This is a genomic window from Marivivens sp. ABH4_498 (assembly GCF_056160585.1).
On record NZ_JBSWXL010000001.1, the window covers coordinates 81,841 to 102,009 of the forward strand.

Here is a 20,169-nt window from a genome sequence, read left to right on the forward strand (position 1 = left end):
CGCCGCAGGCGCCACCGGCAGCGCGCCGCGATCTTCGCGGCGCTTTTTACTGTCAGGACTTATAGATAAATTCGCGCACAATCTTTGCCGCCAGCAACACCCATGGGGTGCCGTGCAGAACCAGATCAAAGATATCGATCGGTTTGACCAACTCTCCCGCCGCCAACATCTTCAGCTTTTCCCAGATGTGCGGCTCTGGCGCGAACGGCGCGAGCCCTAATGTCAGCGACGCAATCACCAGAATCTGCAACGGGATAGAATCAATAAATGCCATGGTGCCCCCTTAAATATAACAGAAATGAGATATATTAGATAAAAAAGAAAGACGCCAGCGAACTGACGTCTTTTCTTTTTTACCCATCGGGTAAAAGTGGCGCGGTTGACGGGGCTCGAACCCGCGACCCCCGGCGTGACAGGCCGGTACTCTAACCAACTGAGCTACAACCGCACTCTGGCATCCTGTGACGTATCGAAAAGAAGTGGCGCGGTTGACGGGGCTCGAACCCGCGACCCCCGGCGTGACAGGCCGGTACTCTAACCAACTGAGCTACAACCGCGTATCTTCTTTTCGGCGTTTCACCGAACGTGTTGGGGCTTCTAAGGCCAGTGTCGGACGGCGTCAAGCGCCCTCTGGCAAAAAAATGAAAGACTTTGAAAAAACATGTGCAAAAAACAAAACGGGGCGGAAAAACCGCCCCGTTTCCAGATACTTATGGGATGAAAAATTACATACCCAGTGCGGATTTGATTTGATCGATCACGCCTTGGATGGCTTCTGGATTGTTGCCAGCCATCTCTACCGCTTTGGTCAGCTGTTCTTTGATCGCATCAGATACCGGTGCGTTCTCTAGCATCGCGGTAACTTTCTCTGCGTCAAAGTTTTCGACCGACAATAGCGACGATGGATCCATGTCACCCAGCATGCCCGATGCTGCACCAACCAGGCCGCTCATTGCGCTGCCAGCTGCGTCAGTCGCGCTATCTGCTGCCTCTGCCGCGTCGGTCGCTGCTTCACCAGCCGCTTCGACTGCGGTGTCTGCTGCGTCCATTGCAGTGTCAGCAACATCTGCTGCTGCTTCGGTGCCTGCGTCGATTGCCGCTTCGGTTGCGTCCGCAGCTGCTTCGCCTGCTTCGATTGCAGCGTCAGTTGCCGCATCGGCGGCCTCTGCTGCGGTGTCTGCTGCGTCTGCTGCAACATCTGCTGCTGCGTCCGCTGCGTCGGTTGCCATGTCGGTTGCTGCAGCTGCTGCGTCAGTCGCTGCATCTGCTGCTGCGTCTGCGGCTTCTGCTGCGGTCTCTGCTGCTTCGGTTGCAACGTCTGCTGCTACCCCTGCTGCGTCGGTCGCAGCTTCGGTTGCGGCATCAACTGTGTCAGTTGCTGCATCTGCCGCTGCGTCAACTGCGTCACCAGCGGCTTCGGTTGCTGCGTCAACAGCATCTGTTGCTGCGTCTGCTGCTGCATCAACAGCGTCGCCTGCTGCGTCTACTGCGTCGCCAGCAGCTTCGGTGACGGCATCCATTGCGTCAGTCGATGCTTCGGCAGCAGCGTCTACAGCATCACCAGCTGCAGCAACAGCATCGTCCGCAACGGTTGTTGCAGTTTCCGACGCTTCGCCAATCGCCTCTAGCGGGTTACGGTCTTTGGCAACGTACTGGTATCCGAAAAAACCCAGAATCGCTGCAATAACTAGAATAATAGTCGCTCTCATAACCTGTCCTTCCACTCATACAGGGGCCCAAATCAGGGCAGATGGCTGGTTAATGGCACGAGTCCGCACAACTTAAAAGTCACAAGCAACGGGGAATTATGCGTAAAATTGTCCAATGCTTTTGCCGCTTGCAGAATTTGGCCTAGATGCTTAGGTTGCACGCGAAATTCCAATAGACAAAGGACCAAGGCCATAGCCCGCAGACCGCATAACGCACCTCCAGTGCGTGAAACAGGACCCCGGACAAACGAACGCATCCGGGCACCAGAAATCCGCTTGATCGGCGCCGAAGGTGAAAACATCGGTGTCGTGACCCCTCAACGCGCAATGGCTCTTGCCGACGAAGCCGGGCTCGACCTAGTCGAGATTTCGCCCAACGCGACCCCGCCCGTTTGTAAGATTATGGACTTTGGCAAGTTCAAATACGAACAGCAAAAGAAAGAAGCCGAAGCACGGAAGAAACAAAAGGTCATTGAGATCAAAGAAGTTAAATTCCGTCCCGGCACTGACAAACACGACTATGACGTGAAAATGCGTTCGGTCCTGAAATTCTTGGACAACGGCGACAAAGTCAAAGTGACCTTGCGTTTCCGTGGCCGCGAAATGGCGCACCAGGATTTGGGCCGTCAATTGCTGGAACAGATCGCCGAGGACGTCAAAGAACACGGCAAGATCGAGAACATGCCAAAGATGGAAGGCCGCCAAATGATCATGATGATCGGGCCGCAGCCTAAATAATCGATCCATCTGCGAAATCATCAGGGCCGCCCTTCGGGTGGCCCTTTTTCTTGACGCAATGCACTGGGAATCGGCGTTTTAGAATTTTCGTTCTTTGTCAGCCTGCGGACAGGCATCTTTCAGCGTCGCACTAAACCAGCCCTTACAATTTTAATGTTTCATTCATTCTTTAGGCCTTGAGACACGTCAATTCCGCAAAACGGGCCATCGATGCGCATATTTCTGCCTTAAACGATGGATATACCACCCCAAGGTGGGAAGAGGTCAAAGGCTGCGAAAGGCAGGATATGCAGGATTTACCGAGTGATTTTGAAACCAACCTCGAAGATCTCGAGGGGGATGAATGGTTTGATGCGTTAGACGAATTTGCCGAAAAATACGGAACTTTCGAACCTTTGGGCAATGACCACGTTGCTGCATTTCTGGATGCCGGCAAAAAACTGGTCGTCACCTTCGAATCCTTTGCAGAAATCGAGGCGCATTCGGAACGCAATGAACCGCGCGGCTTTGATTTTGTCCGTGCCTTTGGCTGGTCGCAGCTGTCGATCATATCCCGCAACGACAGCTGGTTCCGCGAAAAATCCATCTACGGCTATATTGATCGCCTGATCGACGACGGATTCTTTGAAGATTTTGACGAAGTTCTGTTCTACGGCGCACATCGTGGCGGCTATGCAGCCGCGGCCTATTCGGTCGCCGCGCCGGGCGCGCGAGTGATCGCCATCCGTCCGGTCGCAACGCTGGACCCTGATATCGCATCGTGGGATCGCCGATATCTGGCGGATCGCCGCATCAATTTCACCGACCGCTTTGGCTATGCCCCCGATATGATCGAAGCCGCAGATCACTGCTATGTTCTGTTTGACCCACGCGAAGATGCAGATGCGATGCATGCCGCGCTATTCACGCGGCGCAACACCACAAAATTCCGCCTGCGTGGTTTGGGTGACCGCATCGATGTATCGCTGGACGATATGAAGGCGCTGAACCAGATGGTCGGCCACGCGATGGCAGGCACCTTGACCCCTGATGTGTTTGCCGAAATCTATCGCGCGCGCCGCTATTACATCCCGTACCTGCGGTCGTTGGTCATGCTGTTGGAATCACGTGGTGAAATCGAACGCGCGTCTCATGTGTGCCGTCAGGTGCTGCGCGAACGCCAACGTCCATTTTTTGCACGAAAATTGGCCGCATTTGATGAAATGTTGTCGGTAGACGAACCTGCCGAGTAATCACGCTATGGCGCCCCGTGATACAAATGTGTAAACGGGGCACATGACAGATACAGCCCCTACCCGCCTGACCATCCGCCGCCCTGATGATTGGCACCTTCACCTGCGTGATGGTGACATGCTGGCTGGCGTTCTGCCCCATACTGCCGCGCATTTTGGCCGTGCGATCATCATGCCGAACCTTGTGCCGCCTGTGACCACGGGCGCGATGGCAGCGGCCTATCGCGAACGCATCATGGCCGCCCTGCCCGAAGGTATGTCATTTGATCCGCTGATGGTTCTGTATCTGACCGAAGACACCGACCCAGAGGACGTCGCCGCCGCACACAAAGCGGGCATCGCGACATCCGTCAAACTGTATCCTGCGGGCGCGACTACCAATTCGTCTTCGGGCGTGCGCGATTTTGACAAAGTCCGCCCTGTGCTGGAAAAAATGGCCGAAATCGGGATGCCTTTGTGCGTTCACGGTGAAGTCACTGACAGCGACATCGACATTTTCGACCGCGAGGCCGTGTTCATCGACCGCGTCCTGCACCCGATCCGCAAAAAGGTGCCTGACCTGCGCGTTGTGATGGAACACGTGACGACCCAAGACGCCGTTGATTACGTGCGCGACAATCACAAAAATCTGGGCGCGACGATCACCACGCACCACCTGATCATCAACCGCAATCACATCCTTGCGAGCGGGATCAAACCGCATTTCTACTGCCTACCCGTTGCGAAACGCGAAAAACACCGCATCGCATTGGTCGAGGCCGCGACTTCGGGCGATCCACGGTTCTTCCTTGGCACCGACTCGGCCCCGCATTCGGACCCGAACAAACTGCAGGCGTGCGGCTGCGCAGGCATCTTTACCGCGCCAAACACCATGTCCTGCCTTGCCGAAGTGTTCGAAGCCGCTGGCAAATTGAAAAAGCTAGAGGCATTCGCATCGCTGAACGGCCCTGCGTTCTACAAACTGCCGGCATCCGAACAAACTATCACATTGGTCAAAGGCGATCCAGTTCAGTACCCCGAAAAAATCCACACGGGCGCAGGCGATGTGACCGTCTTTGACCCCGGTTTCCCGCTGCACTGGCGCGTTGAATAAACGAAGGAACAGACAATGATCCCATCCTCTTACCCGACCAAGGCCGAAATGGCCAAACTGACCGCTGGCATGCTGCTGGAAATCGGTGCGATCCATTTTAACGCGGACGAACCGTTTACCCATGCTTCGGGCAAAAAGGCGCCGACCTATATCGACTGCCGCAAATTGATTTCGTTCCCGCGCATCCGTTCGACCCTGATGGATTTCCTGACCGTATCGATCATGCGCGAAGCAGGTTTCGAAGCGTTCGACAACATCGCAGGCGGCGAAACCGCAGGTATCCCGTTCGCAGCATTGGTTGCGGAACGCATGGCCCTGCCAATGACCTACGTCCGCAAAAAGCCCAAAGGCTATGGCCGTAACGCCCGCATCGAAGGCGCAATGACCGAAGGCCAGCGCGCCCTGCTGGTCGAAGACCTGACCACCGATGGCGGTTCGAAACTGTCGTTCGTTGATGCGATCCGCGAAACCGGCGCGACCTGTTCGGCAACGGCTGTGATTTTCTATTACGGCATCTTTGAAGGCGTCGAAAAAACGCTGGCAGACCACGGCGTGCAACTGATTCACCTGTGCACATGGTGGGACGTGCTAGAGGTCGCCAAGGAACGCGGCGCTTTCGACACCAACACCCTGACCGAGGTCGAAGCCTATCTGCGGGATCCCGCCGGTTGGGCAGAAGCCCGCGCATAAGCGCACCCATATATTTTGAGTTCGATTATTTGCCGTCTGCCATATATGGTGGGCGGCAAATGACTCACAGGTTATCCACAGAGTTATACATTTTGCCCTGACCAAACCGGATCGTTACAACGTCCAAATCGGGGAAAAATCACAGCAGGCGGAAGTCAGATGAACGAAATCGCAGGGTTCAATCCAAACGGCGTCGAAGAAGCAGCAGCAGACCCGATCCCGCATTCGATTGAGGCGGAACAGCAGCTGCTGGGCGCAATCCTGACGAACAACGACATCTTTGACAAAGTGGCCGAGGTCATCACCGCCGACCATTTTTACGACCCCGTCCACCAACGCATCTACGAAATCGCGCGTGCGCGAATTACGGCGAACGCGCTGGCGTCGCCCGTTACGCTCAAGGCGTATATGAAAGATGACGCTGGCCTACAGGAACTGGGCGGCCCGTCGTATCTGGTGAAACTGGCTGGCTCTGCGATTTCGTCCTTTGCGGCCCGTGATTACGCGCAGATAATCTATGATTTCGCCGTCCGCCGCGAATTGATCAAGGTCGGTAAAAACATCACCGACCGCGCATCCAAGGTCGAAGTCGGCGCCGAAGCAGGCACATTGATCACCGAAGCCGAACAAGACCTGTTTAAACTGGCCGAAAAAGGCAAAAGCGAAACAGGGTTCACATCGTTCGTCAAAGCGGTGACCGAAGCGGTATCCACCGCCAACGCCGCCTATCAGCGCGGCGGCGGTTTGTCGGGTATTTCGACGGGCCTGATCGATCTGGACAAGAAACTGGGCGGCTTGCACCCTTCGGACCTTTTGATCCTCGCGGGTCGTCCGTCGATGGGTAAAACGTCGCTTGCCACCAACGTGGCGTTTAACATCGCCAAAGCTTATAAAAAAGGCCGCAAACCTGACGGCACCGAAGGCACAGTCGAAGGCGGCATCGTCGGGTTCTTTAGCCTAGAGATGAGCGCCGAACAGCTGGCCGCGCGTATTCTGTCCGAAGCGTCCGAGGTGCCATCCGAACAGATCCGCCGCGGTGACATGACCGAATCCGAATTCCGCCGTTTCGTGGATGCCGCGACGCAGTTGGAATCCTGCCCTCTGTTCATCGATGACACCCCCGCCCTGCCGATTTCGCAGGTCGCTGCGCGTTCCCGCCGCCTGAAACGCCAGCACGGGTTGGACGTTTTGATGGTCGACTACCTTCAGCTACTGCGCGGCACGGGCAAAGGCGACAACCGCGTGCAGGAAATCGCGGAAATTTCGATGGGCCTAAAGGCGATCGCCAAGGAATTGAACATCCCCGTCATCGCCCTGTCCCAGCTGTCGCGTACGGTCGAAAGCCGTGACGATAAACGCCCGCAACTGTCGGACCTGCGTGAATCGGGTTCGATCGAACAGGACGCCGACGTTGTTATGTTCGTGTTCCGCGAAGAATATTATGTCGAACGTGAAAAACCGTCCGAAGACAGCCCAACCTATGCCGATTGGCAGGAACGCATGTCGCGTCTGCACGGCAAGGCCGAAGTCATCATCGGCAAACAGCGTCACGGCCCGATTGGTTCCGTAGACCTGTCGTTCGAAGGCAAATTCACCCGTTTCGGCAACCTTGCGAAACAATGGCAACAGGACGCCGCCGAAGAGTACTGATTTTTCCCTTGCTCAGAACGGCTCTGCATATCACAAGACGCCTATGGCTACTGGATTTCTGAATATCGACCTTGGTGCGCTCGTCTCGAATTGGCAGGCGCTGAATACAAAATGTGATGGCAAGGCGGGCGCCGTTGTCAAAGCGAACGGGTATGGCCTGGGCGCAGGCCGCGTATCAACCGCTTTGGCCGCGGCTGGCGTCACGAAATTTTTCATCGCGGCCGCCGAAGAAGGCGCCAAAGTGCGTCAGGCCGTGGGTCAAGACGCAGAAATCTATCTATTCTCGGGCCACGGTCCGAACGACACAGGTATGATCGCCGAACAAAACCTGATCCCGATGATCAATTCGCTGGATCAAATGACACGTCATTTTGAAACGCTGGCTGGTCATCCTTTCGGTATTCAGCTGGATTCGGGGATGAACCGTCTGGGCATGGAAATGTCGGAATGGCAGGCCGTCGCCCCGATCGCACTGGAACAGGGGCCGAAACTGGTCATGTCGCACCTTGCCTGTGCGGATGAACCGGATCACCCGATGAACGCCTATCAATTGGATGTGTTCAAAAAAATGACCGACGGGATCACCGTGCCACGGTCGTTGGCCGCTACTGGCGGCATTTTGTTGGGCAAAGAATATCATTTCGATGTGACCCGCCCTGGCATCGGCCTGTACGGCGCGGCGCCATTTAGCGATGCATCGGCCGTCGTAAAATTGGACCTTCCTATCATCCAGACCCGCGATTTGGCCGAAGGCGAAGTCGTCGGATACGGCAACAGCTGGCAGGCGACCCGCCCGTCGATCATCGCAACCGTTGCCGGCGGCTATGCCGATGGTATCCTGCGTGCCATTTCGAACCGAGGCGCAATGTGGGCCGGATCGACCCGCTGCCCGATCGTCGGCCGTGTGTCCATGGATTTGATCACCGTTGATGTGACCGATCTAGAACACATCCCAGATGCATTGACCTTGATCGGGCCACACCAATCCGTCGATGATCTGGCCGATGTCGCCGGAACCATCGGGTATGAAATACTCACTTCGTTGGCGGCGCGGTACAAACGAAAATACGTGCAGCCGTGAACCCAATTGCGCATCTAGGCCGTGCTGTCATCGCGTCCCTCGCCTTTGTTGGGCGACTGTCGATTTTTGCGGGAACGACGGTGCTGAACATTGTTCGCCCGCCGTTTTACCTGCGCGAATTCTGGATCGCGGTTCTGCACATCGGGTACTATTCCTTGCCCGTCGTTGGTCTGACGGCGATTTTCACAGGCGGCGCGCTGGCCCTGCAAATCTACGCGGGCGGTGCGCGTTTCAGCGCCGAGGCTGTCGTGCCGCAAATCGTGGCCATCGGAATGGTGCGCGAATTGGGCCCCGTTTTGGTTGGCCTGATGATCGCGGCGCGTGTGACGTCTTCGGTTGCGGCAGAAATTGCGACCATGCGCGTGACCGAACAGATTGATGCTTTGGTCACGCTGTCCACCGATCCGATGAAATACCTGACCCTGCCCCGCGTTTTGGCGGCGACGCTGGTCATGCCCGTGCTGGTTGGCGTTGGCGATATCGTCGGCATCTTTGGCGGCTTTGTTGTTGGCACTGAAACGCTAGGCTTCAACGCGGCAACATACGTTAAAAACACCGTCGATTTTCTGGAACCGTTCGATATCATTTCGTCCCTGACCAAAGGCGCGGTGTTCGGGTTCATCGCAGCATTGATGGGCTGCTTCTACGGCATGAATTCGGGTCGCGGCGCCCAAGGCGTGGGCCAAGCAACGAAAACATCCGTCGTGGCCGCAGCTGTGTTGATTTTGGCGGCGAACTTTATCCTAACTCAGGCGTTCTTTGCGATATGATCGAACTATCGGGCGTATATAAATCCTTTGGTTCCAATGACGTATTGCGCGGCGTGGACCTGTTTGTGCCAAAGGGCCAATCGATGGTTGTCATCGGCGGATCGGGCACGGGCAAATCGGTTCTGCTGAAATCCGTTCTGGGATTGGTCACGCCGGACGCGGGCACGATCAAGGTTGATGGAACAAACATTTTAGAACAGCCGCGCGATGCGTTCCTTGCGCGTTTCGGAATGCTGTTTCAGGGCGGAGCCTTGTTCGACAGTATGCCCGTCTGGCAAAACGTGGCCTTTCGCCTGATGCGCGGCGAATTAAAACGGCCCAAGGCCGAGGCCCGCGACATCGCCATCGAAAAACTGCGCCGCGTGGGTTTGGGCCCTGACGTGGCGGATCGTCTGCCCGCCGAATTGTCGGGCGGGATGCAAAAACGTGTGTCGCTGGCCCGTGCGATTGCCGCGAACCCTGAAATCATTTTCTTTGACGAACCGACCACGGGTCTGGACCCGATCATGTCTGGCGTTATCAACGATCTGATCCGCGAAATCGTCACCGAAATGGGCGCAACCGCGATCACCATCACCCACGACATGACCAGCGTTCGCGCGATTGCGGACCGCGTGGCGATGCTCCACCGTGGGAAAGTCCGCTGGGAAGGCGCGATTGGCGAACTGGACGATTGCGGCGATCCTTATGTCGATCAATTCATTCACGGTCGCCCCACCGGCCCGATTGAAACGCTGCGCTGATGACCAATCAAACGGGGCAAATCGCATTCAAGGTTCTGAACCTGTCCCTATTGGTTCTATTCCCCATCGCGTGGTTTGCGCCCCTGATGCGGGCCGCGTTTCTGCCGCTGTTCGGTATGTCGGAAATTTCCGTGATGACGGGCCTTCAATCCCTATGGGGCGAAGACATCCTGCTGGCTCTATTGGTCACCATTCTGGCCGTTTTCGCGCCCTATCTGAAAACCATCGGGCTGGCCTTGTACCAGTTCGGGCTGCTGGACGGCAAAGTGAAACCGGCGCTCCAATTCCTTGCGCGGTTGGCGATGGCGGATATTTTCCTGCTGTCCCTATATATCGTCGTGATCAAAGGCATCGGCGTGGGCCGTATCGAAACCGCGTGGGGCCTGTATTTGTTTACGTTCTGCGTGCTAGCATCAATCGGCCTATCCATCGCGCCGAAACGCGAACCGCAGTAATCACCGCTTGCCGCACAGGGCCTGATCGGGCAAAACAACCGCCATGGCAAAAGATCAGAATTTCGTTTGTTCCGAATGCAATGCGGCCTTTTCTAAATGGTCGGGCAAATGCGACGCATGCGGTGCGTGGAACAGCATCACAGAACGCAAACCACTGGCGGCGAGCCACGGCAGCAAAAGCCTGTCTGGGCGCCGCGGGCAAACCATTGAACTGACCGATCTGGCCACGCAAGAGGCCGAACCACCCCGCACCGAAGCAGGCGTTGCCGAACTTGACCGCGTTTTGGGCGGCGGTTTGGTCAAAGCCTCGGCGCTATTGGTCGGCGGCGATCCGGGCATCGGCAAATCCACCCTACTCCTACAGGCTGCCGCGCGTTTTGCCCGCAACGGGCTAAAGGTCATCTATATCTCTGGCGAAGAATCCGCCGCGCAGGTTCAAATGCGGGCGCGCCGTCTGGGATTGGAACAAAGCCCTGTTCAACTGGCCTCCGAATCCAATCTGCGCGACATCCTGACCACGCTAGAGGCCGAAAAACCCGATCTGGTCATCATCGATTCCATCCAGACCATGTGGGCCGATACAGTCGACAGCGCCCCCGGTTCGGTGTCTCAGGTCCGCGCATCGGCGCATGAATTGACCAATTTCGCGAAAAAGAACGGCATCGCCGTGATCATGGTGGGTCACGTCACCAAAGAAGGCGCATTGGCAGGCCCCCGCGTCGTCGAACATATGGTCGACACCGTCCTATATTTCGAAGGCGAACGCGGCCACCAATTCCGCCTGCTGCGCGCGGTGAAAAACCGTTTTGGCCCCGCATCCGAAATCGGCGTTTTTGAAATGACCGGCAAAGGGTTGATTGAGGTGAAAAACCCGTCCGCCCTTTTCCTGTCCGAACGCGGCAAACCCACCCCTGGGTCGGTCGTTTTTGCAGGCATCGAAGGGTCGCGCCCCGTCTTGTGCGAAATTCAGGCTTTGGTCGCACCATCCCCCACCGCCCAACCGCGCCGTTCGGTCGTGGGCTGGGACGGTAGCCGATTGGCGATGATTTTGGCCGTTCTGGAATCGCGCTGCGGGATCGCTTTTGCCGGATTGGACGTCTATTTGAACGTGGCTGGCGGCATGCGGATCAACGAACCCGCCGCCGATTTGGCCGTCGCAGCCGCGCTGATTTCCGCACGCGAAGACGCGGCAATGGGCGCTGACTGTGTCTTCTTTGGCGAAATCAGCCTAAATGGCACCATTCGACAGGTGGTTCAGGCCGAAAACCGGTTGAAAGAAGCCCAAAAACTTGGTTTCACGACCGCAATCATGCCGGAACTGTCCAAACGGGCGTCGGCCCCCGCAATGGATCTGAAACAAATGCAGGACCTTGCGGGATTTGTGAACGACATTTTCGGGCCGCGCGATCAGGCGGGATAAGGACAGATTGATGGATAGCTTTACCATTATCGACGGCGTTGTTGCCGGTATTATCGTTATTTCAGCGCTGTTGGCCTATAGCCGCGGTATCGTGCGCGAAACATTGGCCATTCTGGGCTGGATCGTTGCTGCCATTTTGGCATTCATGTTTGCGGCACCCGCTGGCGAATTGATCAGCACCTTTCCGGTCATCGGCGGCATCATCGACGGGACATGCGAATTGTCGATCATCGTTGGTTTCGCCGCAGTATTTGCTGTCGCGCTGGCGGTTGTGTCGATCTTTACCCCGCTTCTGTCGTCGCTGGTTCGCAAAACCGCGCTGGACCCAATCGATCAGGCGCTGGGTTTTCTGTTCGGCGTTGGACGCGGCATCCTGTTGGTTGCGGTTGGATTTTTCCTGTACAACACGATCCTTGCCAGCCAGAATTTTGACATCGTTGACGACAGCCGTTCGGCCAAAATCTTTAACGGTATGACCAGCCAAATCGAAGAACAGAACCCAGACGAAGCTTTGGGTTGGCTAACCGGTCGTTACAACGATCTTTTGGGTAGCTGCAGCGCGTAACGCGCCCTTCTCAAAAAATTGTATGATAGTTTCGTGACAGTTGGCCCCCGACACAGTATCAGGGGGCCGCATCCTCCCTTTACTGGATTCGGAGCCAAACGCGTGTCCAAACAGCTGCCCCCTGCACACCCTTTCGACGATGATAAACTGAAAGAGGAGTGTGGCATTTTCGGCGTCGTTGGCGTTGCCGATGCTGCCAACTTTCTGGCCCTAGGCCTACATGCCCTGCAACACCGTGGCCAAGAAGCCGGCGGGATCGTGGTTCACGATCCTGAACATGGTTTCAACTCGGCCCGCCGCATGGGTTATGTCCGCGATAATTTCACCAGCGCAGACGTGATCAAAACGCTGCCCGGCAACGTAGGTATCGGACACGTCCGATATTCGACTGCCGGTAACAAAGGGCAAACCGCGATCCGCGACGTTCAGCCATTCTTTGGCGAATTTTCGATGGGTGGTGCGGCGATTGCCCACAACGGCAACCTGACCAACGCTGCGGCCTTGCGCCGTGACCTGATTGATCGTGGTGCGATTTTCCAATCCAGTTCGGATTCGGAATGCATCATTCACCTGATGGCCCGTTCGATGGGCCGCACCATCCCTGACCGCATGGAAGAAGCGCTGCGCAAAGCCGAAGGTGCGTTTTCCGTTGTCGCGATGACCCGCACCAAACTGATCGGTGTGCGTGATCCGCGCGGCGTGCGTCCGTTGGTTCTGGGCAAACTGGGTGACGGTTATGCGCTGGCGTCTGAAACCTGTGCGCTGGATATCGTCGGCGCGGAATTCATCCGCGAAATCGAACCGGGTGAAATGGTTGTGATTTCAGCGGAAAAAGGCGTGCAAAGCCATTTCCCATTCCGCCCGCAGCCGTCCAGTTTCTGCATCTTTGAACAGGTCTATTTCTCGCGTCCTGATTCCATCTATGGCGGCCGTTCGGTGTACGAAACCCGCCGTCAGATCGGTGTCGAACTGGCCAAAGAAAGCCCCGTTGAGGCGGATCTGGTGTGCCCAGTTCCGGATTCAGGCACCCCAGCGGCCATCGGTTATAGCCACGAAAGCGGCATCCCATACGGCATGGGCATCATCCGTAACCAATACATGGGCCGTACGTTCATCGAACCGACCGACGCGATCCGTAACATGGGTGTGCGTCTGAAATTGAACGTGAACCGCGCGCTGATCGCTGGCAAACGGATCATTCTGGTCGACGATTCTGTTGTGCGCGGCACCACCACCCGCAAGATCAAAGACATGCTGCTGGACGCAGGCGCAGCCGAGGTGCATTTCCGCATCGCGTCCCCGCCCACCGCGTGGCCATGTTTCTACGGTGTGGACACTCCGCAGCGCGAAAAACTGCTGGCTGCCCAAATGAACGAAGACGAAATGTGCGCGCACCTAGGCGTCGACAGTCTGAAATTCATTTCGCTGGATGGTCTGTACCGCGCGAACGGCATTGAACAGGGTCGCGACAACAGCTGCCCACAATATTGCGACGCGTGTTTCTCGGGTGAATATCCGATCACGCCGACCGATATGGTTGCAAAAGGGTTCGAACTGAAACCCGCTGGCTAACAGCCGCTTTGCACGAAAGAATACAAGGGTCGCCTATCGGGCGGCCCTTATTTTATTGGGAATATTGGCAATTTTCCGCGCAAGCAATTTCCCGCGCAATCACAATATCCTGAAGGTCAGCCCCCGTTACATCACCCCATTGGTCATGGCATCAACGCGCCACCACTCACGCCCCAAAAGAGGCATCCATGACCCAGGACACCAATACCGTTGTCGCATCTGCGGCAACGCAAAATGACGTTTTGCCCACCGATCAGCTGTCGGTACTGGGCACGTTGATGACCCCAACTGGCCCGCGCGCCATCCTGCGTACCAGCAATGGACATGTGCGTACCGTTGCAGTCGGCGACCGCACGTTCAACGGTCAGGTCGTCGCCATCGGCGAAACCCGCGTGATCCTGAACGGGTTGGTGGGGCAAACAGTGCTGGATATGCCCAGCGGATAGCGACGCGCCCTTGCGCGGCGGCGCGCAAACTGCCAAAGGGGTGACATGACGACAGACACACGCCCCACCGCCCTGATCACTGGCGCTTCGCGCGGCCTTGGCTCTGCTTTGGCTGAACGACTGGCCGAAACGCATCACATCATCGCCGTCGGCAAAACCACCGGCGCGCTAGAGGAACTGGATGATCGCATTCAGGCCAAAGGTGGGCAATCCACGCTGGCCCCAATGGACATCACGGTCGAGGCTGCAATGCAGCAGCTGTGCCGGTCGATTTTCGACCGCTGGGGCAAACTGGACCTGTGGATCCACGCGGCGGTGTTTTCGCCGCCCCTGTCGCCCGCGCCCGACATGCCGGAAAAAGATTTCGACAAGGCGTTCAACACCAACGTCAAAGCGACCCAGCGCCTGATCGGTTACATCGCGCCCCTATTGGGCACCGAAGGCCGCGCCGTTTTCTTTGACGATCCCCGCGCAGGCGAAGCGTTCTTTGGCAGCTATGGCGCATCCAAAGCCGCACAAATCGCAATGGCACGCAGCTGGCAGACCGAAACCGCGAAAATCGGCCCTGTGGTTAAGGTGCTGGAACCCAACCCAATGCCCACCGCTGTGCGCGCTCGATTTTTCCCAGGCGAAAGCCGCGAAGGTCTGGCCGATATCCGCGACGAGGCGGATCGCCTATTGCCCGAAATTCTGGGCTAAGCCGATCAAACAATCCAAAAATTGGGCGGTCCACTGGGCCGCCTTTTTCATTACATAGTTTTGACGCCACAGATCGGGAATTACGGCGGGATATGCTTGCTGCAAACGCGCCATTTCCGTAGGAAAGATGCGAAAGGACCGAACATGCGCATTCTTATTACGAACGACGATGGCATCAACGCACCTGGCCTAAAGGTGCTAGAGGCGATTGCCGCAGAAATCGCAGGTCCATCGGGCGAAGTATGGGTTGTCGCGCCCGCTTTTGAACAGTCGGGCGTTGGCCACTGCATCAGCTATACCCACCCCACGATGATCGCCAAATTGGGCGAACGCCGCTATGCCGCCGAAGGATCGCCAGCTGACTGCGTTCTGGCGGGTCTGTATGATGTGATGGCAGACAACCGCCCTGATCTGGTTCTGTCTGGCGTGAACCGCGGCAATAACGCGGGCGAAAACGTCATGTATTCGGGCACCATTGGCGCCACGATCGAAGCGTCATTACAAGGCGTGCCATCTATCGCCATGTCGCAGTTTTTCGGCCCTGAAAACAACGCGCTGGACGATCCGTTTGAAACGGCTGTTCAGCACGGCGCGGCCACCGTTCGCAAATTGCTGGACCACGGCATTTGGGATGATGGCGATTTTCGCCTGTTCTATAACGTGAATTTCCCGCCCGTCGCCGCCGCCAACGTCAAAGGTCTGCGCGTCGGCCCCCAAGGGTTCCGCCGTGGCACTTCGTTCAGTGTTGAACCGCACCAGTCGCCTTCGGGCCGTCGGTTCCTATGGGTCAAGGGCGGCAATCAGCATGTTCCCACCCTGCCCGGATCGGACGTTGCGCTGAATTTGGACGGCTACATCAGCGTGACCCCCATGCGCGCCGAACTGACCGACCATACCGTTCTGGACCAACTACGGGACGCGCTGGAGTGACATTCGACGCCGAAGCAAAGATGCAATTCCTATACGCCCTGCGATCCAAGGGCGTGACGGATGCACGCGTTCTGACCGCAATGGAACGCATCGACCGCGCGGATTTCCTGCGCGGTATCTTTGCCGAACGCGCCTACGAAGACATGCCCCTGCCGATTTCCTGCGGCCAGACAATCAGCCAGCCGTCCGTGGTTGGCCTGATGACCCAAGCGTTGCAGGTCACCAGCCGCGACAAGGTGTTAGAGGTCGGCACAGGATCGGGCTATCAGGCCGCGATCCTTAGCCAATTGGCCCGCCGCGTGTATACCATCGACCGTTTCCGCCGTTTGGTTGCGGATGCAAAATCGGTCTTTGATCGGCTGGATCTGACCAATGTTATCAGTTTTGCAGGCGACGGCAGCTTTGGCTTGCCTGACCACGCGCCGTTTGACCGTATCCTATGTACCGCAGCCGCCGAAGACCCACCCGGCCCCCTATTGGCCCAATTGCGCGTTGGCGGTATTATGGTGCTACCTGTCGGTCAGTCCGATACCGTTCAAAGCCTGATCCGCGTCACCCGCACCGAGGATGGTTTTGATTATGATGAATTACGTTCAGTCCGCTTTGTTCCCTTGGTCGAGGGAATGGGCGACTGACCCGCAAAAAGGCTCTGACAAACAGGGCAGTAAACGAGGTTTGAGTATGATGAACAGTTTCACAGGCCTGCGTGCCGTTTTCATGGCTGGCACCGCTGCGACACTGCTGTCGGGGTGTATGGAAGGTGGGTTCGATTTTGACCTGCGCGATTTAGGTGGCAGCACGTTGGACACTTCGTCTGCTGCGCAAAATCTGCCTGCGCGCCCGATGCCAGATGATCGCGGCGTGATTTCATACCCGAACTATCAGGTCGCTGTGGCAACGCGTGGCGATACCGTCACCACAATTGCCCAACGTCTGTCGATTAACCCAGGCGAATTGGCACGGGCCAACGCGTTGTCCGTCGATACTTCATTAAACCAAGGCGCAGTTCTGGTATTGCCTGGTCGCGTGTCAGAACCCACTTTGGCGACCGGCGCGACAATCGCACCGGGCGCATCCCTAGCAACGGGTGAAATTGATGTGACCTCTTTGGCTGCGGCCGCCATCGACCGTGCAGGCCCACAAACCGCTAGCACAACAGCCGCGCCCGTCGTCACATCCACCCCAATCGTCCAAGGCGGCGTCGAACCGCTGCGCCACACCGTGCAAAGCGGCGAAACCGCCTACACGATCGCCCGTCTGTACAATCTGCCTGTGCGCACGGTTGCGGAATGGAACGGCCTAGGCGCTGACCTGTCGGTGCGCGAAGGCCAATCGCTGCTGATCCCGCAGTCTGGTGTGGCAACGGCGACCGAAATAGAAACATCCGCACCGGGCCAAGGTACGCAAACGCCTACGCCGCCATCGGCCGCAACACCGTTGCCAACTGAAACACCTGCCGCCGCTACAACCGTCGCCGCAGCACCCGTTGCGGCCCCCGTTTTGCCGACCACAGCGCCCGCTGTCGCATCGGATGCACCGCTGATCTACCCCGTGCGCGGTACGATCGTGCGCGCCTATTCCGCTGGTACAAATGACGGCATTGATATTTCGACAACAGCCGGTTCCGATGTTGTCGCCGCTGCTGCGGGGTCGGTCGCAGCAATCACCAAAGACACCAACAACGTCGCCATTGTCGTGATCCGCCACGCCACAGATTTGCTAACCGTTTACACAAACGTCGACAGCGTATCGGTCAGCGAAGGCGCGACCGTTAGCCAAGGCCAAAAAATCGGTGTCGTAAAATCCGGTGATCCGGCGGTCGTCCATTTCGAGGTCCGCCTATCGGGCATGAAATCAGCCGATCCCGAAGATTACCTCCCCTAATCAAAAGGCGGGCCGCTGGGCCCGCCTTTTCAATTCAGGGTGACGCCAACGCGCCCCGCAAGATCCGTAAAATATTGCCATGCCACGCGGCCTGATCGGCTGCCACGGGTTGCCTGCCATTCGATGGCTTCGGCGCGCATCTGGTCTTCGTCGATCAGAACGCCATAGGCGCGACAATACCCGCGGATCATGTCCAGATAATCGTCTTGGCTGCAGGGATGGAAACCCAACCACAGCCCGAACCGATCAGACAAAGATACCTTTTCCTCGACGGCCTCGGCTGGATTGATGGCCGATGCGCGTTCGTTTTCGATCATATCACGCGGCATCAGATGGCGGCGATTGGAGGTCGCATATAGCACGACGTTGTCGGGCCGCCCTTCGATCCCGCCATCCAAAATCGCCTTGAGCGATTTGTAATGCGCGTCATCGTGGCTAAACGACAGGTCATCGCAAAACAGGATGAACCGTTCGGGACGCCCCCGCAGCAGGTTCAGACAGCGCGTGATACTGGGCAAATCTTCGCGTTGAATTTCAATAATCTTGAGCGTTGGGAAATCCACAGAAACTTTGGCGTGTATCGCTTTGACCAAACTGGATTTTCCCATGCCGCGCGCGCCCCACAAAAGAGCGTTGTTCGCTGGCATGCCCCGCGCGAATTGAACGGTGTTTGCCATCAGCGTATCGCGCGATCTGTTCACGCCGACCAACAAATCCACATCAACCTTTGACACGGTTTTCACAGGGGCCAGATGATCAGGATCGGTTTTCCACACAAAACCCGGTGCCGATGCAAAATCCGGAGCAGCCAAAGGCGCCGGAGCAATACGCTCCAACGCCTCTGCAATGCGTTTCAGTGTGTCGTCATTCACGACTTTTCTTCCTCGTCTTCGTCCTCTTCAAACCACAGACCTTCGGCCTTTAGTTTGGCGATACGTTTCTTTTCGACGCGGCCCACCAACTGAATGGACACTTCGTATAGGCCGTAAACAACGGTGAACAAAATGACCTGACTGATCACATCCGGCGGCGTCGCCAGCGCGGCCAAGACCAAAATTGCCACCACTGCATATTTGCGGACGGCCTTTAGACCTTTGGCCGAAACCAGCCCGGCTTTGCCCATCAGCGTCAACAGAACCGGCAATTGGAAACACAGACCAAATGCGATGATGAATTTGATGGTCAGCGACAGGTATTCTTTGGCCGAACCCAAGAATGCGATGCCCGCAGATGCATCCGCCGAAGTGGTCGCCTCGCCCGCTTGTTGGAAGTTCAAGAAAAAGGTGAAAGCCATTGGCGTGATTACATAATACGCAAATGCTGCACCCAATAGGAACATGATCGGCGAGGCCAAAAGGAACGGCAGGAACGCGTTCTTTTCGTTCTTGTACAAACCCGGCGCCACGAACCGCCACAGTTGGTAGCTGATCACTGGGAACGACAATACCAAACCACCCAGCATCGAAATCGATACAGCGACAAAGAAACCTTCTTGCAGGGCGATCATGACCAATCCGCAATCGGCTTGCCCCTGATCTGCCAACGCCGAACACAAAGGTTGGGTCAGAAAATCAAAGATCGGGTTCCAGATGGTAAAGCAGACCACCATCGCCACGATAAAGGCCAGCAGCGACCGGATCAGGCGATTGCGCAATTCCGTCAGGTGTTCGATCAACGGGGCCGAGCTATCCTCTAGTTCGTCAGCGGTGCTCATTTACTGGCCTCCGTTTTTTCTGCTGGGGCGTGACCCATTTCTTTTTCCAGTTCGGCCCATTCTGCGTCGGCCTCGGCTTCGGTCGCGGTTTGCTGTGCCGCGGCTTCGGCCTCTTGGCGTTTGATTGCAGCTTGCGCCATCGCGTCGCTTAGCTTTTCTTTGGTTGCTTGACGTTCCGGCGTCAGCGTTTCGGCATCACCCATGACCTGTTTTTTCACCGAATCTTTGGCGAATTTGGTCGGGTTTGATGCCGCATTAAGGCCCTGTTTAATTTCCTTTACGCCGGCCTGATCCGCAGCCTGATCCATCGCGCGGCTAAATTCCCGCGCCATGCCTTTGGCTTTGCCGACGTATTGCCCGACAGTGCGAAACAGTCCGGGCAATTCCTGCGGCCCAACAACGATCAGCGCGACGATGCCGATCACGACCATTTCGCTCCAGCCCATGCCAAACATAGCTGTTTTCCTTATGTTTGGTGATTAGGCTTTGTCTTTGTCGGTCTCTTCCGACTCGGTTTTGGCGTTTTCGATCTCTTCGTTCATGCCTTTTTTGAACGATGTGATGCCTTTGCCGACTTCGCCCATGACCGAGCTGATTTTGCCGCGACCGAATAGAACCAGAACGACGACTGCGATCAGGATAAGACCCATAGGACCGATGTTGTTTAGCATTTTGTATCTCCCAACGTTGCGCGAGTGGCGCGTGTAACTGTTACCCTGACGCTATGAATGCAGATGCCTGCGCGAAAGCCGCAAAACGCCAAATTGTTCAAAATTAG

The 20,169-nt window shown here is 56.7% G+C and carries 23 protein-coding genes and 2 tRNA genes; 17 read left to right on the forward strand and 8 right to left on the reverse strand.

Going from position 1 to position 20,169, the window contains the following annotated elements; all coding sequences use genetic code 11:
• Positions 1-52: 52 nt before the first annotated feature.
• From ACXAGA_RS00380 to ACXAGA_RS00395, 4 genes are all read right to left on the reverse strand, one after another.
• The gene (locus tag ACXAGA_RS00380; protein ID WP_475115549.1) at positions 53-274 is read right to left on the reverse strand and encodes an RND transporter; all 222 of its coding nucleotides are present in this window, start codon (positions 272-274) and stop codon (positions 53-55) included.
• A 97-nt stretch (positions 275-371) separates the two neighbouring features.
• Positions 372-448: transfer RNA gene (locus ACXAGA_RS00385), tRNA-Asp, on the reverse strand.
• A gap of 32 nt (positions 449-480) precedes the next feature.
• Positions 481-557 (reverse strand) — tRNA-Asp (locus ACXAGA_RS00390).
• Between the two features lie 168 nt (positions 558-725).
• Positions 726-1,709, reverse strand: a complete 984-nt coding sequence (locus ACXAGA_RS00395; RefSeq protein ID WP_475115550.1) for a hypothetical protein — start codon at positions 1,707-1,709, stop codon at positions 726-728.
• Between the two features lie 222 nt (positions 1,710-1,931).
• Here ACXAGA_RS00395 and infC point away from each other — a divergent pair, with 222 nt between their 5' ends.
• The 17 genes from infC (at position 1,932) to ACXAGA_RS00480 (ending at position 17,677) form a co-directional block, all read left to right on the forward strand.
• Complete coding sequence (infC, locus tag ACXAGA_RS00400) at positions 1,932-2,447, forward strand: translation initiation factor IF-3 (RefSeq protein ID WP_475115551.1); 516 nt, start codon at positions 1,932-1,934, stop codon at positions 2,445-2,447.
• A 287-nt stretch (positions 2,448-2,734) separates the two neighbouring features.
• Positions 2,735-3,679, forward strand: coding sequence for a hypothetical protein (locus tag ACXAGA_RS00405; protein ID WP_475115552.1), 945 nt, complete (start codon positions 2,735-2,737; stop codon positions 3,677-3,679).
• Between the two features lie 43 nt (positions 3,680-3,722).
• Positions 3,723-4,772: a dihydroorotase gene (gene pyrC / locus ACXAGA_RS00410; RefSeq protein WP_475115553.1), complete on the forward strand. Its 1,050-nt coding sequence runs from the start codon at positions 3,723-3,725 to the stop codon at positions 4,770-4,772.
• Positions 4,773-4,787: 15 nt separating this feature from the next.
• A complete protein-coding gene (locus tag ACXAGA_RS00415; RefSeq protein WP_475115554.1) occupies positions 4,788-5,462 on the forward strand; it encodes an orotate phosphoribosyltransferase in 675 nt (224 codons plus the stop codon).
• Between the two features lie 159 nt (positions 5,463-5,621).
• Positions 5,622-7,112: a replicative DNA helicase gene (locus tag ACXAGA_RS00420; protein ID WP_475115555.1), complete on the forward strand. Its 1,491-nt coding sequence runs from the start codon at positions 5,622-5,624 to the stop codon at positions 7,110-7,112.
• 43 nt (positions 7,113-7,155) lie between these two features.
• Positions 7,156-8,193 carry an alanine racemase gene (gene alr / locus ACXAGA_RS00425; protein WP_475115556.1) on the forward strand — a complete coding sequence of 346 codons (1,038 nt, stop codon included), beginning with the start codon at positions 7,156-7,158 and terminating at the stop codon, positions 8,191-8,193.
• Positions 8,190-8,963 carry an MlaE family ABC transporter permease gene (locus ACXAGA_RS00430; protein ID WP_475115557.1) on the forward strand — a complete coding sequence of 258 codons (774 nt, stop codon included), beginning with the start codon at positions 8,190-8,192 and terminating at the stop codon, positions 8,961-8,963. The genes alr and ACXAGA_RS00430 overlap by 4 nt, the downstream gene beginning before the upstream one ends.
• Positions 8,960-9,706 carry an ABC transporter ATP-binding protein gene (locus ACXAGA_RS00435; protein WP_475115558.1) on the forward strand — a complete coding sequence of 249 codons (747 nt, stop codon included), beginning with the start codon at positions 8,960-8,962 and terminating at the stop codon, positions 9,704-9,706. Before ACXAGA_RS00430 ends, ACXAGA_RS00435 begins: the two co-directional genes overlap by 4 nt.
• Positions 9,706-10,161 carry a paraquat-inducible protein A gene (locus ACXAGA_RS00440; RefSeq protein WP_475115559.1) on the forward strand — a complete coding sequence of 152 codons (456 nt, stop codon included), beginning with the start codon at positions 9,706-9,708 and terminating at the stop codon, positions 10,159-10,161. Before ACXAGA_RS00435 ends, ACXAGA_RS00440 begins: the two co-directional genes overlap by 1 nt.
• Positions 10,162-10,204: 43 nt before the next feature.
• Positions 10,205-11,581: a DNA repair protein RadA gene (gene radA / locus ACXAGA_RS00445; RefSeq protein ID WP_475115560.1), complete on the forward strand. Its 1,377-nt coding sequence runs from the start codon at positions 10,205-10,207 to the stop codon at positions 11,579-11,581.
• 10 nt (positions 11,582-11,591) lie between these two features.
• Positions 11,592-12,146 (forward strand): CvpA family protein, encoded by a 555-nt coding sequence (locus ACXAGA_RS00450; protein ID WP_475115561.1) that lies wholly within the window; start codon positions 11,592-11,594, stop codon positions 12,144-12,146.
• A 102-nt stretch (positions 12,147-12,248) separates the two neighbouring features.
• A complete protein-coding gene (purF, locus tag ACXAGA_RS00455; protein ID WP_475115562.1) occupies positions 12,249-13,718 on the forward strand; it encodes an amidophosphoribosyltransferase in 1,470 nt (489 codons plus the stop codon).
• 188 nt (positions 13,719-13,906) lie between these two features.
• Complete coding sequence (locus ACXAGA_RS00460; protein WP_475115563.1) at positions 13,907-14,164, forward strand: amidophosphoribosyltransferase; 258 nt, start codon at positions 13,907-13,909, stop codon at positions 14,162-14,164.
• A 45-nt stretch (positions 14,165-14,209) separates the two neighbouring features.
• Positions 14,210-14,863: an SDR family NAD(P)-dependent oxidoreductase gene (locus tag ACXAGA_RS00465; protein ID WP_475115564.1), complete on the forward strand. Its 654-nt coding sequence runs from the start codon at positions 14,210-14,212 to the stop codon at positions 14,861-14,863.
• Between the two features lie 144 nt (positions 14,864-15,007).
• Positions 15,008-15,793: a 5'/3'-nucleotidase SurE gene (gene surE, locus ACXAGA_RS00470; protein WP_475115565.1), complete on the forward strand. Its 786-nt coding sequence runs from the start codon at positions 15,008-15,010 to the stop codon at positions 15,791-15,793.
• Positions 15,790-16,428 carry a protein-L-isoaspartate(D-aspartate) O-methyltransferase gene (locus ACXAGA_RS00475; protein WP_475115566.1) on the forward strand — a complete coding sequence of 213 codons (639 nt, stop codon included), beginning with the start codon at positions 15,790-15,792 and terminating at the stop codon, positions 16,426-16,428. Before surE ends, ACXAGA_RS00475 begins: the two co-directional genes overlap by 4 nt.
• A gap of 46 nt (positions 16,429-16,474) precedes the next feature.
• Positions 16,475-17,677: a LysM peptidoglycan-binding domain-containing protein gene (locus tag ACXAGA_RS00480; protein WP_475115567.1), complete on the forward strand. Its 1,203-nt coding sequence runs from the start codon at positions 16,475-16,477 to the stop codon at positions 17,675-17,677.
• A gap of 29 nt (positions 17,678-17,706) precedes the next feature.
• On the opposite strand, the gene ACXAGA_RS00485 is transcribed toward ACXAGA_RS00480, so the two are convergent.
• The 4 genes from ACXAGA_RS00485 to tatA are packed head-to-tail and all read right to left on the reverse strand — an operon-like array spanning position 17,707 to position 20,062.
• The gene (locus tag ACXAGA_RS00485) at positions 17,707-18,549 is read right to left on the reverse strand and encodes an ATP-binding protein (RefSeq protein WP_475115568.1); all 843 of its coding nucleotides are present in this window, start codon (positions 18,547-18,549) and stop codon (positions 17,707-17,709) included.
• On the reverse strand, positions 18,546-19,391 hold the full coding sequence (gene tatC / locus ACXAGA_RS00490) for a twin-arginine translocase subunit TatC (RefSeq protein ID WP_475115569.1): 846 nt from the start codon (positions 19,389-19,391) through the stop codon (positions 18,546-18,548). The genes ACXAGA_RS00485 and tatC overlap by 4 nt, the downstream gene beginning before the upstream one ends.
• Positions 19,388-19,846, reverse strand: a complete 459-nt coding sequence (gene tatB, locus ACXAGA_RS00495; RefSeq protein WP_475115570.1) for a Sec-independent protein translocase protein TatB — start codon at positions 19,844-19,846, stop codon at positions 19,388-19,390. Before tatB ends, tatC begins: the two co-directional genes overlap by 4 nt.
• A gap of 24 nt (positions 19,847-19,870) precedes the next feature.
• Positions 19,871-20,062, reverse strand: a complete 192-nt coding sequence (gene tatA, locus ACXAGA_RS00500) for a twin-arginine translocase TatA/TatE family subunit (RefSeq protein WP_475115571.1) — start codon at positions 20,060-20,062, stop codon at positions 19,871-19,873.
• Positions 20,063-20,169: the final 107 nt, after the last annotated feature.